Source organism: Fluviicola taffensis DSM 16823 (genome assembly GCF_000194605.1).
In the GTDB taxonomy this organism is placed as follows: Bacteria; Bacteroidota; Bacteroidia; order Flavobacteriales_D; family Crocinitomicaceae; genus Fluviicola; species Fluviicola taffensis.
The window spans coordinates 760619-775004 of sequence record NC_015321.1 but is presented as its reverse complement, the minus strand read 5'-3'; the positions used below and the strand labels follow the sequence as shown (position 1 = coordinate 775004).

Sequence of the window (14386 nt, the reverse complement as noted above, 5' to 3'; positions counted from 1 at the left end):
GATCTTGAAAAAATAGGATTTCGGCATTCGTAATTCGTAATTCATAATTACCTTAGAGCCCGCATGGTATTTACACTTGTTCTGATTTTTTTTACGTGGTTTGTTTGGAGGCTCAAAATCGTAGATTTATCGCGAACAAACCTGTTGGCTGGTTGGGGAATTAAAGTCTTGTTTGGGATCCTTTTCATGGTTATTCATACCAAATTATATGGTATTGGTGAAATCACAGTGGATTGGGAAGAATACATGGATGATAGTGTGACTTTAAATCACGTTGCCTATCAATCGATTGGCGATTATTTGAAATTTTTGCTTGGATTCAATTCTGAAGTAGATGTTGACTATTACTTGGCGCATACAAATCATTGGTCGGCAGGTGATTTGGATTTAATGAATGATTCCCGAAATGTTTTGCGATTGAATAGCTTGATTGTTTTCATTTCTCAAGGAAATGTCTATATCCATGTTTTGTTCTTTTCTTTTTTCTCTTTTTTAGGATTAAGAGAAATTTTTAATGCGTTTAAGAATCGAATTTTCTACAAGAAGCAATTGTTTTGGTATGCTCTCTTTCTGTTTCCAAGCTTAGGTTTTTGGACGAGCTCGATTCTGAAGGAGCCTTTAATGATTACCGGATTTGCCTTAATTCTAAATGGGTTGCTAGGAGAATTGACGTTTAAATCGCGTGTGTGGAGATTTGCTCTTGGGTTTGGATTGATGCTTTCGTTTAAACCATATGTTTTAGCTTGTTTATTGTTGGCTTTGCCAGTTTACTTTTTAGGGAAGTTCGTTTTTCAAAAACGCGTTTTGCTTGCTCCTGTTTTCATGTTGGGATTGGTGATGTTGATGTTTGGAATATCTTCTAGTTTGAGGTCGAATGTTACTCATCGGTTAACGCGGATGCAATTTGACTTTATGAATGTTGGAAGGGGCGGTGTTCATGCAAATGCTGATTCTTGTTATTATTACTTTAGAACAGATCAATATGCTGATTTGAAGTTTTTAGATCAGGGTCAATTGCAAGTTTTAAAGCCGGTTAAGGCAAAGAAGGTGACTTTTGGAATGTCTTATCCATTTGAAGATATTACCTTAAAACCAACTGATGGGCCTTGGAGAATTGATTTCATTGGAACGGAATGCGGTAGTTATATCGAATTAACTCCAATCAATGCTAATTTTGGTCAATTAATCAAGAATATTCCAGAAGCACTTGTTAATGCTTCTTTTAGGCCAGTAATTGGAGATCCAGGTGGCAGACTGAAATGGGTGAATATTTTAGAAACTTTCGGATTATTGATCCTTTTTTTGTTTGGGATTTGGCGCAATCGAAAACACAGATCTTCGGAAGAACGAAACGTTATTGTTTTTCTGCTAGTATTTTCAATTATTTTACTGGTTCTGATAGGTTGGACAACTCCGGTTTTAGGAGCCCTAGTTCGATACAGATTACCAGCATACCTTGCAATCTTTTTAATTTCAGTGATGGGGTCAAAGCCATTCAAATTTAAGACATGAAGAAATACATTTTTATTACAGGAGCAACTGCAGGCTTTGGAGAAGCCACTGCTCGGATTTTTGCAGAGAACGGATGGAATTTAATATTGACAGGCAGAAGAGCCGAACGTTTGGAATCACTTAAAAACGAATTGTCAAAAAACAAGATAGATATTGTTTTGTTGAATTTTGATGTGAGAAGTGAAGATCAGGTCAATCAAGCAGTTGGTTCTCTTTCAGAGGATGTGAAGAACAATCTTGCTGTTTTAGTTAACAATGCAGGTTTAGCGGTTGGTCGGGGCTCTATAGATTCGGGACTTACAGATGATTGGGATCGGATGATTGATACAAATGTAAAGGGTTTGCTTTATGTAACGCGGGCAATTTCTCCGATTTTAAAGAAAAATGGTTGCGGGCACATTGTAAATATTGCCAGTATTGCGGGAAAAGAAGTTTACGCAGGAGGAAATGTGTACTGCGCTACCAAACATGCGGTTGATGCTTTGTCGCGCGCTATTCGAATGGATTTAGTTCACGATAATATCAAAGTTTCAAATATTGCTCCAGGAGCTGCTGAAACAGAATTTTCGATGGTTCGATTCAAAGGAGATGAACAAACAGCCAAAAATGTTTACGATGGTTTCGATCCTTTGATGGCTGAGGACATTGCAGATGCCGTTTATTACGTGTGTTCTAGGCCCAAACATGTTTGCATCAATGACTTGGTAATTATGCCAGCGGCTCAAGCTAGCTCAACAGTATTTCATAAAATTCATTCATAATGCGTTATTTTTTAGTTTGTTCAATTCTCCTTATCGGAGTTTCCTGCATGAAAGGCAAGTCGGTTGATTTGGTTATTCACAATGCGAAAATCCACACGATGGATGATAAAAATTCCATTGCGCAAGCAATTGCAATAAAGGATGGGAAGATTGTGGAAGTTGGTCCCGATCGGCAAATCATGAATAAATACAGTGCAGATGAATTCATCGATGCGGAAGGGAAGGATGTTTTTCCTGGCTTTGCCGATGCGCATGGGCATCTAATGAGTTTCGCGCGACAAAAGCTTTCTGCGAATTTGGTTGGATGTTCTTCTATGGAGGAATTAGTTGTTTTGGTTGAAAAGTATTCCCAGAGAAAAGAACGGTCAGTTATTGTTGGTGGAGGCTGGGATCAGAGTTTGTGGAATAATAAAGACTTGCCGAATAATAAACTGTTAAATGAAAAATTTCCTCAAAAACCAGTTGTTTTATATCGAATTGATGGTCATGCTGTTTTAGTCAACGATGCCGCATTGAAGAAATATGGGATTGATGAAACAACACAAGTAGATGGTGGGGCAATTTTGAAGAATGCTGACGGAACTTTATCAGGTGTGCTTTTGGATAATGCAATTTCATTGGTGAGTGACAAGGTTCCTGATTTTTCTGATAAGGAATTAACCGGAGCATTATTGGAAATTCAACAAGAATTGTTCGCTTATGGAATTACCGATGTGCATGAAGCGGGGTTGTCAACGCACGATTTTCAATTAGTACGAAATTTGGTTAAAAACAATCAATTGACTATTGGGGTTTATGGAATGCTTTATCCAACAGCCGAAAATGCTGCATTTGCTAAAAAGCATGGTTTTTTGAAAGAGAAAAATTTGCTTGTTCGTTCATTCAAGGTAATCGGTGATGGTGCGCTAGGTTCGCGAGGAGCTTTATTGAAACAGCCTTATTCGGATGATCCACACAATCATGGATTGTTAACGACATCACTTGAAGATATGAATCGCTATTCTTCTTTGGCGGAGTTGACAGGATATCAGCTAAACATTCACGCTATTGGAGATTCGACTAATCGCTTGGTGCTTGATTTAATAGTGGCATATTCGAAAACAAAACCAGATCATCGTTGGCGAATTGAACATGCTCAAGTGTTGGATCCGAAAGATTTTGAATTATTGGCGGGTTCAGGTGCTTTTCCTTCCGTTCAACCAACACATGCGGTGAGTGATCAGCGTTGGGCAGAAGCGCGACTGGGGCGTGCACGATTAAAAGGAGCTTATGCTTACAATAGTTTGTTGACGAGAAGTGGTATGCTTGCAATTGGAACTGATTTTCCAGTGGAAAATATCAATCCGTTTTTAACAATTCATGCAGCAATCAATCGCAAGAATGCAGAAAATGATCCAATAACGGGTTTTTTAATCGAGGAAGCTTTGACAGAAGAGGCTTGTTTGCGTGGGATGACTATTTGGGCAGCTTTTGCAAGTTTTCAAGAAAAGACAAAAGGAAGTTTGGAAAAAGGAAAAGAAGCGAATTTGGTCGTTTTGGAAAATCCATTTTTAACCAAGGGGATTTATCATCCTAATTTTGCGTACTTGACTTTTTTAAAAGGAAAAAGAGTGTTCTCGATGGAATAAAAAAAGGGTCCGTCGGCAAACGAACCCTACAAACCAAAAAACCAAAAACGATCAAACACAAGTCAGTAATTCTTTGTAACTTTCCAACTAGTTCATGAATTGCACTTGATCGAAGTTAGAAACTATATTCCCACATCGTAAAAGTAAGAAGTCATGAGAGAAGTGTGCTTAGTGAAAAAACAAACACAGGTTTTGGATGAATATTTTTGCGCTATTGCTTAATTTTTAATACATATATTGTGAGTGCTATTACAACCGATATGAATGATGTAAAACGACTTTTTGACGTTCCTGCGTATCAATTGAATAAATTCCCTAATGCGGCCATGTTTGTTACAAAAATGGAAGGCAATTGGGTTCCTATGACTACCGACGAATTTGTAGCACTTGCCAATCAAATTTCAAAGGGACTTGTTGAATTAGGTATTTCAGTTGGTGAAAAAGTAGCGATAGTATCGCCAAACCGTGTAGAATGGAATATCTTGGATATCGCCATTCAACAAGTAGGAGCCATTGTTGTTCCAATTTATCCAAATATTTCAGAGAATGACTATGTCTATATCTTTAACGATGCTGGAATCAAGCATGCCTTCGTTGGCGGTATTGATTTAGCGCATAAGATTCAAGGGGTAGCTTCGAAAATAAGTAGTTTGGAGAAAATTTTCACTTTTGATAAAATGGATGGTTTCGCTCATTACAAAGAGTTGGTTGAGCTGGGAGCGAATCTTCCTCAAAACACGATTACTCAATTGAAGGCGAATGTGCGTAATGAGGATTTAGCAACAATTATCTATACTTCAGGAACTACAGGCAATCCGAAAGGGGTGATGTTGTCGCACAATAACCTTCTTTCAAATGTACTTGCGTGTAAACCAAGTATTCCTGCAGATGAGAATTCTAGAGTGTTGACGTTCTTGCCGGTTTGTCATGTTTACGAACGAATGCTTCACTATTTATATATGTACTGTGGTTCTTCAATTTACTTTGCGGAATCAATGGACACAATTGGAGAGAATATAAAGGAAGTAAAGCCTCATGTATTTACAGCTGTTCCACGTTTGTTGGAAAAAGTGTTCGATAAAATTATGGCAAAAGGCGATGAGTTGAAAGGATTCAAGCGTCGTATTTTCTTCTGGGCAATTGCTGTTGCTGAGAAATATGATACCGTTGGTATGGGATTCTGGTACAATTTCAAATTGAGTATTGCCCGGAAACTGGTCTTTTCGAAATGGAGAGAAGTTTTAGGTGGTGAAGTGACTGCTATTGCATCTGGTTCAGCGGCATTGCAGCCTCGTTTAGCACAAATTTTTCTAGCAGCAGGAATTCCAGTATTAGAAGGGTATGGTTTAACAGAGACTTCTCCTGTGATTTCTGTGAATTGCTTGAAAAAAGGAATTCGCATTGGAACTGTAGGGCCGCTTATTGATGGGGTGAAAGTGAAAATTGCTGAAGACGGTGAAATATTGGTGAAAGGTCCAAACGTGATGATGGGATATTACAATTTACCTGACAAAACAGAAGAGGCAATTGATCAACAAGATTGGTTCCATACAGGCGATATCGGAATGTTTGTGGAAGATAAATTTTTGAAAATTACCGATCGTAAAAAAGAGATTTTCAAAACTTCAGGAGGGAAATACATCATTCCTCAGGCGATGGAAAATAAATTTAAAGAATCGCGTTTCATTGAACAGATGGTAGTGCTTGGTGAAGGACAAAAATTCCCTGCGGCATTGATTGTTCCAAGTTTTAGCTTTATCAAGGAGTGGGCAACGCGCAAACAAATAGACGTGTCTAAAGCAACAAATGAAGAAATTGCAGCAAATCCCCAGGTGATTGAACGCATTCAGCAAGAGGTGGATAAATTCAATGCTGGATTTGGGCATTGGGAAATGATTAAGAAATTCCATTTGTTGCCTAAAGAATTAACCACTGAAGGTGGAGAATTAACACCAACTTTGAAATTGAAACGTAAAATAATCAATGAAAAATTTGAAGCAATTATTAAAGGGTTTTATACTGAATGATAGATAATTGGAAGTGAATAAAAAAGCCTCAATTTTTTGAAGATTGAGGCTTTTTGATGTTTTAACTATTTTAGTTTATTTTGTTTTTCTCGCATCACCACTTAAGTCGAGCTTTCGTTGTAATTTATATTCACCTTTGCGGTTAATCAACTCAAAAGAAAGGTAAACATGTCCTTCTCCAGGGAATATTTTATCGGTAATCGTTTGCCCGTTGCTCAAAGTCAGTGTTAGAACGTTCGTTCCGTACTCTGTGTCAAAGGTAAGATTTGAGCTGTTTTCAGAGTTGATGATTTTACCATTTGCAGCTAATTTGAAGCAAATTCCATTCGTATTGAAAATAACTACTTTCACGGGAAGATTATTGATCTTCTCAAAAGCTGGGCATAGGTTCACATTTGTGTTGACTACGGGCGCTGGTTCAACATATCCTACTTTTTTAATAGTAATTTGTGGGACGTCGATTTCTTTCAACGAATACATTTTGAATGCTTTTGATAAGTCTATACCCGTTATGGTTTGTCCAATATCAGCAATTGAAAATTTCGATTTGAATTTATCATCAGCAATGAGGGCTACTTTGCCTGCTTTATCGCGTTTAAACTCAATCGGAAGGGCTGCATTAGCACCTTTTCCAGTAATCTTGGTAATATCTAAAAGGAGCATTCCTTCAAAAGAGTTTGTTTTTAGTAGGAGTTCTCCGTTCCAACTATCTTTTTTAAAGGTTAATCCACTAACGGAAAGATTGCCAATGCCATTAAGGTCAATTGATTGATCTGTATTTGTTGATAAATCAGTTGGGGTTTGAAATTCAGTTTCTTGATCATTAACAAGAACTTTTGGGAATTCAATTTGGATTTTATCTTTTTGATAATCTGCATTTCCAACAAGGCGAATAGTTCTTCGAACTTTGTCATTGGGGTCTACAACAATTATTTCGTCGTTCTTTGGATAGTATACTTCCTGATCTGAGAATGCAATCGTTATTTTAGAAAGCTCAAAAACTAGAAACTTATCAGAAGTTTTGTTTTCAATTGTAAAGGCAAATTTGAATTCGTCTTTTGCTGCAACGATATCTTTAATTTCAATGGAGTAAGCTTTTTCCCGAATCATTGGCGGTGTTACATATTCATTTTGAGCGATAACGAAACTAGATGTTAAGAGAATTAATAAGGTGGTAAAGATTTTTTTCATGCGTATTTTTAGAAGTTGTAAATATTTGAGATGTAATAATTTTGCCACTAATTTAATCTTCCAATTTGAAAATAACAAGCGTTATTGTAAAGTTAGATACTAGAATTTTTTATATTGAATCCTTGGTTTGCGCCATCATTTGCGCTAAGAAATCTCTTGCTCTAAATAACTGTGCCTTTACAGTTCCCAGCGGAAGATTTAATTCTTCAGCAATTTCTTCGTAACTCAATTCTTCAAAGTATCTTTTTTCAATCAGCTCACGATAACGTGGTTTCAGCTTACTTACCAACTGACGCATGTGCTTTACCTTTTGGTTGTGAATGATGTGCTCTTCAGGATCTCTGGTGTCCGATCTAGCGTCAATTCCAACGGCTTCTCCATCTTCATTGGTATAGCCCGTATCCATTGAAGTCAACTTGATTCGTTTCTTGCGGATAAAATCAATACAATTGTTGGAAGCGATTTTGAATAACCAGGTAGAGAATGCAAAACTTGGGGAATATTGATCTAAGCGACTAAATGCCTTTCCGAAAGCTTCAATGGTCAAATCATCTGCATCGTCCGAATTGCGAACCATTTTCATCATCATGAAATAGATAGATTCACGGTATCGGTCCATTAATTGCGCATAAGCACCTTGATCGCCACCCCGCGCTTTATCAACTAGAACTAAGTCAATTCTAGCTTTATCCGATAAATGATCTCCAACTACTTCCATTTCGAAGAATTTTTTTGCAATGCTGAATAATAAAAAAATGGAAGTATCAAAACATATACGATGTCAGTAATAGGCAATAAAGCAATGAAGCCTGGAGATTTTAATTTGTTGAAGCAAAGCCCCAAAAGCCACCATTTTATCACTGTTACAAAACCAAAACCAATTAAGGCATGAATCCACCATCCACTTTGTAACACCAAAAGAACAAAAGATATCAGCATCAAAATCAGTGTGAATGGATATATTCCTAACATCGCTTTCTTGAAAACCTTGTATCTTGGAGATGTAGTGTAGTGTCTAGACTTCTGAAGCACAAAAGATTCCCAATTTTCTTTCGCCTCGCTGTATTGAAATGTATCTGGATCTAACTGGATTGTGTAGTTGCTTTTCTTTGCAGCTTCTTGGATAAATAAATCATCATCACCGGACATTAAAGAATAATGAGATTTAAATCCGTTGGTTGATTTAAAAACTTCTTTCGTGTAGGCCATATTCCTTCCAACTCCCATGTAGGGGATTTTATTCACAGCCATGGAAAAGTAATTTACGGCAATCATTGTGGTGTCGAAGCGAATAATCTTATTGATTAATCCTTTCTTCTTGGTATATGGACCATAACCCAAAACAATTTGTTTCTTTTCGCTAAATCGTTCTACCATTTTACGAAGCCACAAATTACTAGCGGGTGTACAATCTGCATCGGTTAGCACCAAATGTTCATAACGCGCCTTTTTGATTCCCAAAGTCAATGGAAACTTCTTGCTGGGCAATAAATGCTTACTTCTTTCAACCTCCATCACAACTAAGTTTGGATATTGACGGCCCAAAGCATCCAGAAGGTATTTGGAATCATCCATGGATTGGTTATTAATGACTACCACTTCAAAGGGAGCAGGATAATCTTGTTCCAATATTTTGGGCAAGTTCTCATACAAATTGTCTGATTCATTGCGAGCTGCAATAATAATTGAGACGGAGGGCAAGTCCATTTTTACTGGCTTGCTCTTCCAAAAAGCTAGTCTCCCAAAGAAAAGTACGGAATATATTAACTGTATAGCTAATAGTCCAGCAAAAATCCAAAAGATATAAAATACGCCTGTTTCCTGTAATTCTGGGATAATTTTCATTAATATGTCTTCTTCGCTTACAAAGATGGGGCTCTTTCCTAAATACACTTATCTTTGCAACGTTTATTTTTCAACACAATTATGCACTTTGAACTGAAGCACACCGATCCGCACTCGAAAGCTAGAGCTGGACTTGTTCACACAGACCATGGAACGATTGAAACTCCGATATTTATGCCTGTTGGAACTCAAGGAACAGTGAAGGGCGTTCATCAACAAGAATTGCGGGATGACGTACAGGCTCAAATTATTTTGGGAAATACCTTTCATTTGTATTTGCGTCCAGGTTTGGATGTGATTGAAGGGGCTGGTGGATTGCATCAGTTTATTGGTTGGGAACGTCCAATTTTAACCGATAGTGGAGGTTATCAAGTGTATTCATTGGCGACAAGTCGAAAAATAACAGAAGAGGGCGTTCGTTTTCAATCTCATCATGATGGAAGTTACCATTTTTTCTCTCCAGAAAGAGCTATCGATATTCAACGTTCGATTGGAGCAGATATCATCATGGCTTTTGATGAGTGTACGCCTTATCCATGCGATTATAATTATGCGAAACGCTCCATGCACATGACGCATCGTTGGCTGAAGCGTTGTATTACTCAAATGGATTCAACAGAACCTAAATACGGATTCTCACAAGCGTTATTCCCAATTGTTCAAGGAAGTGTTTACCCCGATTTGAGAAAGGAATCTGCTGAATTTATCGCTTCGCAAAATGCAGAAGGAAATGCCATTGGTGGACTTTCTGTGGGTGAACCAGATGAAGATCTTTATAGTATGACGGATTTGGTCTGTTCTATTTTACCAGCGGATAAGCCACGTTATTTAATGGGTGTTGGAACGCCAGTAAATATTTTGGAGTCGATTGCTATGGGTGTTGATATGTTTGATTGTGTGATGCCATCTCGAAATGCGAGACATGGAATGTTGTTTACTTCTGAAGGAACGATTAATATTAAGAATCAGAAGTGGAAAATGGATTTTTCTCCATTGGATGTGAATGGCACGGCTTATGTAGATCAGGTGTATTCGAAGGCTTATTTACATCATTTAATCAAAGCAAAGGAAAATTTAGCGATTCAGATTGCAACGATTCATAATTTAGCTTTTTATTTGGCGTTAGTGAAGGAGGCTCGTGCTCGAATTTTGGATGGTACGTTCCGAAAATGGAAAGATGAACAAGTAAAAATACTAGGGAGAAGGATTTAATGCTTAAAATTTTAGATCGATATATCATCCGAAAGTTTCTTTCAACATTCTTTTTTATGTTGGGAATTATCATGCTTTTGGCAATGGTTTTTGATATAGCCGAGCGATTAAGTGATTTTATTGAGAAACAAGCATCTTTCAAGGCGATTGTTTTTGATTACTATTTGAATTTCTTGTTGTACTACGGAAACACCTTCTCTTCCATGATTGTGTTTATTGCGGTGATTTGGTTTACGGCAAAAATGGCTCAGGACGCTGAAATTATTCCCATGCTTTTTAGTGGAAGACCATTTATTCGGATCATTCGCCCCTATATGATTGCCGCAACTATTTTGATGCTTTTGTCGCTTGTGTTAAATCATTTTGTCTTACCACGGGCAAATCGTGTGCGATTGGATTTTGAAGAATCGTTTTACAGAGATCGATTACTTGTGGAAAATTACAATGCGGAATTTCCGGGAAACGAATTGGTACATTATTCCACTTATAATTCGGAAGAAAATATGATCAATGATTTTGTTATTGAACGGTATGATTCTCAAAATCGTTTGATTCATTTTATGAAGGCAAGAACAGCTTCAGTCATTCCGGGAGTGAAAAGGTGGCGTTTAACGGACGTTTTTGAACGGAAAGTTTCTTATTCTGATACATCTGGAACGTCTAAAGGCGAAATGGAAAGCATCATTCAAAAGCATCAATTGACCGAAAATCATTTGAAAGACACTACACTTCCTTATAATGTGGATGATATTGCTGTTCGAGACAATGTGGTGGAAGCGATGACCTTCAGAGAATTGTCATCCTTTATTGCAAAGGAAAAAGCGAAAGGAAATCCAAGTGTTGCAATGTATGAGATTGAATTGTATCAGCGGTCGAGTTATCCATTTGCAACCTACGTATTGACGCTTATTGGAGTAAGTGTGTCTAGCAGAAAAAAACGGGGTGGAATTGGAATCAATATCGCAATCGGATTATTGTTTGTGTTCATTTATATTTTCGCCATGAAGATTACTACAGTTGCTGCAACTACTGTTGGTTTTCCATCTGTCGCTGCTGTTTGGCTTCCAAATGTGATGTTTGGAATTTTGGCATTATTCCTTTACCGTATTGCGCCAAAGTGATGAGAATTTGGTTAGTTATACTGTTGTTTATTTCAAGTTCAACCGGATTTTCTCAAATCGTAAATATTGAAAATAGACGTATTTACGATGATACTTCTGGGTGGAGCGGCTCCTTGGATGCTGGTTTTGCAGTAACTCAAAATTCATCAGATATTTTATATTCGGGAAATTTAAGACCTCGGGTTCAATATAAAACGAGAAAGAATCATTTTTTGTTAATTTCTGATTTGAATTATGCGGGATCGAATAAAACCACTTATGCAAATTCTGGAATGTCTCACTTTCGCTATGCGAGAAGAATTAAAAATAGCGCATGGAAATGGGAGGTATACACCCAGATTCAATACAATCAATTATTGAATCAACGGGTGAGGTATTTGATCGGAACGGGACCTCGTTGGAAATTTATTGACACCAATAATGTGCGTTTCTTTGCCGGAACATCTACCTTTTGGGAATACGAAGAATTAACGGAGGATGGAGTGATTAACAGTGATTTTCGATGGAGTAATTATTTGAGCTGGTTTATCCGAACTAAATCGGGATTTAGTTTTTCTGCAACCACTTATTATCAGCCAAGATGGGATAAGTTTAATGATTTTCGTTTCTCGGGGAATTACGCGATTAGCCAAGCAATCACGAAACGGTTGGATATGCGTATCGAATTTAACTTGTTTTATGATAGTGCTCCTCCAGCCAATGTAAGGACCACTGTTTTTAGCTCCTCGGCGGGTGTGCATCTGCGTTTGGGAGAGTAAATTCCTTATGATATCTAGGTGTTTTTAATGTTTTTCCATCTTTCAAAACTCTTTTTTAACATTCATTGAGGTTTTTGTTGTTTTATTCAGAGTATCTTGATAGAAGTAAACACTAAAAAACGGATATTATGAAGAAGTTAATTTTAGGAGTTTCAGCAATTGCATTGCTGAGCTTGGCATCTTGTAAGAAAGATTATAATTGTGAGTGTACTTACCAAGATACAGGTAGTATGACAATTACAGAGAACAAAACAGTTAAAAATTCATCTTTAGATGATGCGAAAAAAACCTGTGATGGTTATGAATCTGATGGGTTTGTTACAAAAACATGTACGCTTCTTTAAGCATCTTGGTTTTAATAGCATATTTAAAGGTTGCAGATATGTAGCCTTTACCTTATGAAGTCCACGTCTTGAAAATCGTTGATCGAATCATTTTTAAGACGTGGATTTTTTGTTGAATAGCAACTAAAAATTAGTTGATGTATCCACCAATAGAGATGTGAGTTCTTTTTCCGACTCGTTTGAAATCGAACCCGTCATAAATTTCGTTCTCTTGAATCAGAGAATCGACTTCTATGGAATAAAATTTCCAATCGTTTTCATCTCTTTCAAGTTTGTATTGTTTGTTCGAAATAAATCGCAGGTAATTGGTGTCGAATCCGTTGTCCAGAAAGTTCTTGGCTAGCCATTTGGTTGTTGCCATTAGATACTCTTGGTTTTCAAAAGCAGCTTCATTTGTTCGGTATTCAGCTGAATAACCAAAATGATTACAGCCACCGACATGTAGAAGCAAAGAATCTCCTTTGGGGAATTTGACAATTGCCTGATCATTATTTTTATCCCATGAAAAACGAATTTTTGGATTAAACTTCAATAAGATTTCAGAAGTAAACTTGTAAGTACTGGTGTCAAAAACACACTCTGATTCAATGTTGTCTGAATAGCCATTGTTTGAATCAACATTTGACTCCGTTTCTTTTTCATTGGAAACGATTGATTTGTTTTCCTTCTTTTCTTTTTTTTGCTCAGAAGAGCAAGCAACTGAAAAAATGATGATGGAAAGTAATAGAAAAACACTTTTCATACTAAAACTGATTTTTAAAATTCATCCAAATGATTGTGAACGGCATCTTTTCTTTTTGTCAGTAAATATAAAATAAGCAGAATAACAGCGCAAATAAAGAAACCAGTACCAGAAATAGAGGTCGCAATTAGTTCATTTTCATCCCCGATTTGATCTGTTAGTTTGGTTCCAATAAACACACTTAAGAAGCCAAAACAAGATAAGGCTAATCCAGAAAAAGTTCCCATGTATTTCAGTGGAGAATACTGAAGAATCAAACTCAAAAATATGGGTGCTACAAGCACTTCTCCAAGTCCGATGAGAATGAAATAACTAATCATGAAAACGGGATTGTCAATTTGACTGCTTTCTATTGTTAAAATTGCGGCAATAATTGATACGGCAGCAATTCCAAAGCCAATTGTTCCTTTTAACAAGGACGAAAATTGAAACCGATTCCAAATAATTCCAAAAATGAGGGAAGTAATAAGTGGAATTAATGCGGGGATTAAAGTGATAATCAAACTGGAGTTGCCTAGCGTAAATCCGCTGTAATTCAAGCTTGACATTGATTGGTTGAGGATTCGTTGGAATAGGAAATAAAGAAACAGACCTAAAATAGATCCGAAGATAATTTCGTAAACGCGACTTCGTGGCTCTAGTGACTCTTTGTTTTCCTCTAGCGATTCTTTTGTTGGTTTTACCAAAAAAACAAACCCGATGATTAGGAAGAAACAAATGATACAGGATATAAATCCGCTTTTGAATGATTCTGTAAAGTCTAAGAATCCAAATGCTAACGGAGCTAAAAACGAACCAAGGTTAATAGCAAAGTGATTGAATGTTAAAGCTCCATCAAGCTTGTTTTTCTTGGTCGAATAGAGTTTGCCAATGGATTTTAGAATCGTTGGAGAGAATAGTGCCTGGCCAAGGATGAAAACGAACATTCCTAGATAAAAGAGCCCCAATTGTTCTTGCATAAACAGGATAATTCCAAGTATTTGAAGTCCACAGCTGACGAGGATGGAAACTTTTTCGTTCAAGACAAAATCAACGATCAAACCACCAAAAATTCGTGCAAAAAGTAGGGCCATCGAAAATGTTAGCAAAAGCTCTGAAGCATCTTCGTTGTATAGTTTGATTGCATCGCTAATGAGGTAGCTATAAACAAAGGCTTTTAATCCGTAATAGGCAAATCGTTCTAGAAAAAGCATTCCATTTAGGATGCTGGATTGTTCTAGGTAGTAGTAGTTTTTAGTCGGCATT

General features: G+C 37.0%; 13 protein-coding genes. 8 read left to right on the top strand and 5 right to left on the bottom strand.

Annotated elements, in window-relative coordinates; all coding sequences use genetic code 11:
- Nucleotides 1-63: 63 nt before the first annotated feature.
- The 4 genes from FLUTA_RS03375 (at nucleotide 64) to FLUTA_RS03360 (ending at nucleotide 5928) form a co-directional block, all read left to right on the top strand.
- Nucleotides 64-1512, top strand: coding sequence for a hypothetical protein (locus FLUTA_RS03375; protein ID WP_013685443.1), 1449 nt, complete (start codon nucleotides 64-66; stop codon nucleotides 1510-1512).
- Nucleotides 1509-2273: an SDR family NAD(P)-dependent oxidoreductase gene (locus FLUTA_RS03370; RefSeq protein WP_013685442.1), complete on the top strand. Its 765-nt coding sequence runs from the start codon at nucleotides 1509-1511 to the stop codon at nucleotides 2271-2273. Before FLUTA_RS03375 ends, FLUTA_RS03370 begins: the two co-directional genes overlap by 4 nt.
- Nucleotides 2273-3901 carry an amidohydrolase gene (locus tag FLUTA_RS03365; RefSeq protein ID WP_013685441.1) on the top strand — a complete coding sequence of 543 codons (1629 nt, stop codon included), beginning with the start codon at nucleotides 2273-2275 and terminating at the stop codon, nucleotides 3899-3901. Before FLUTA_RS03370 ends, FLUTA_RS03365 begins: the two co-directional genes overlap by 1 nt.
- Before the next feature lie 260 nt (nucleotides 3902-4161).
- Entirely contained in the window at nucleotides 4162-5928 is a 1767-nt protein-coding gene (locus FLUTA_RS03360; protein WP_043024053.1) for an AMP-dependent synthetase/ligase, read from the top strand.
- Between the two features lie 75 nt (nucleotides 5929-6003).
- Here FLUTA_RS03360 and FLUTA_RS03355 read toward each other — a convergent pair whose 3' ends face one another.
- The 3 genes from FLUTA_RS03355 to FLUTA_RS03345 all read right to left on the bottom strand — a co-directional run bounded on the left by FLUTA_RS03355 (nucleotide 6004) and on the right by FLUTA_RS03345 (nucleotide 8964).
- A complete protein-coding gene (locus FLUTA_RS03355; RefSeq protein WP_013685439.1) occupies nucleotides 6004-7119 on the bottom strand; it encodes a hypothetical protein in 1116 nt (371 codons plus the stop codon).
- A 109-nt stretch (nucleotides 7120-7228) separates the two neighbouring features.
- The gene (locus FLUTA_RS03350) at nucleotides 7229-7837 is read right to left on the bottom strand and encodes an RNA polymerase sigma factor (RefSeq protein WP_013685438.1); all 609 of its coding nucleotides are present in this window, start codon (nucleotides 7835-7837) and stop codon (nucleotides 7229-7231) included.
- Nucleotides 7828-8964, bottom strand: coding sequence for a glycosyltransferase (locus FLUTA_RS03345; protein WP_052301335.1), 1137 nt, complete (start codon nucleotides 8962-8964; stop codon nucleotides 7828-7830). Before FLUTA_RS03345 ends, FLUTA_RS03350 begins: the two co-directional genes overlap by 10 nt.
- Before the next feature lie 81 nt (nucleotides 8965-9045).
- On the opposite strand from FLUTA_RS03345, the gene tgt reads away from it, so the two are divergent.
- The 4 genes from tgt (at nucleotide 9046) to FLUTA_RS03325 (ending at nucleotide 12399) form a co-directional block, all read left to right on the top strand.
- Entirely contained in the window at nucleotides 9046-10176 is a 1131-nt protein-coding gene (gene tgt, locus FLUTA_RS03340) for a tRNA guanosine(34) transglycosylase Tgt (protein ID WP_013685436.1), read from the top strand.
- The gene (locus FLUTA_RS03335; protein WP_013685435.1) at nucleotides 10176-11297 is read left to right on the top strand and encodes an LptF/LptG family permease; all 1122 of its coding nucleotides are present in this window, start codon (nucleotides 10176-10178) and stop codon (nucleotides 11295-11297) included. Before tgt ends, FLUTA_RS03335 begins: the two co-directional genes overlap by 1 nt.
- On the top strand, nucleotides 11297-12055 hold the full coding sequence (locus tag FLUTA_RS03330; protein ID WP_013685434.1) for a DUF481 domain-containing protein: 759 nt from the start codon (nucleotides 11297-11299) through the stop codon (nucleotides 12053-12055). The genes FLUTA_RS03335 and FLUTA_RS03330 overlap by 1 nt, the downstream gene beginning before the upstream one ends.
- Before the next feature lie 128 nt (nucleotides 12056-12183).
- The gene (locus FLUTA_RS03325) at nucleotides 12184-12399 is read left to right on the top strand and encodes a hypothetical protein (RefSeq protein ID WP_013685433.1); all 216 of its coding nucleotides are present in this window, start codon (nucleotides 12184-12186) and stop codon (nucleotides 12397-12399) included.
- Nucleotides 12400-12529: 130 nt separating this feature from the next.
- Here FLUTA_RS03325 and FLUTA_RS03320 read toward each other — a convergent pair whose 3' ends face one another.
- Complete coding sequence (locus tag FLUTA_RS03320; RefSeq protein ID WP_013685432.1) at nucleotides 12530-13141, bottom strand: hypothetical protein; 612 nt, start codon at nucleotides 13139-13141, stop codon at nucleotides 12530-12532.
- Nucleotides 13142-13155: 14 nt separating this feature from the next.
- Nucleotides 13156-14385, bottom strand: coding sequence for an MFS transporter (locus tag FLUTA_RS03315; RefSeq protein WP_013685431.1), 1230 nt, complete (start codon nucleotides 14383-14385; stop codon nucleotides 13156-13158).
- Between the last annotated feature and the right edge of the window lies 1 nt (nucleotide 14386).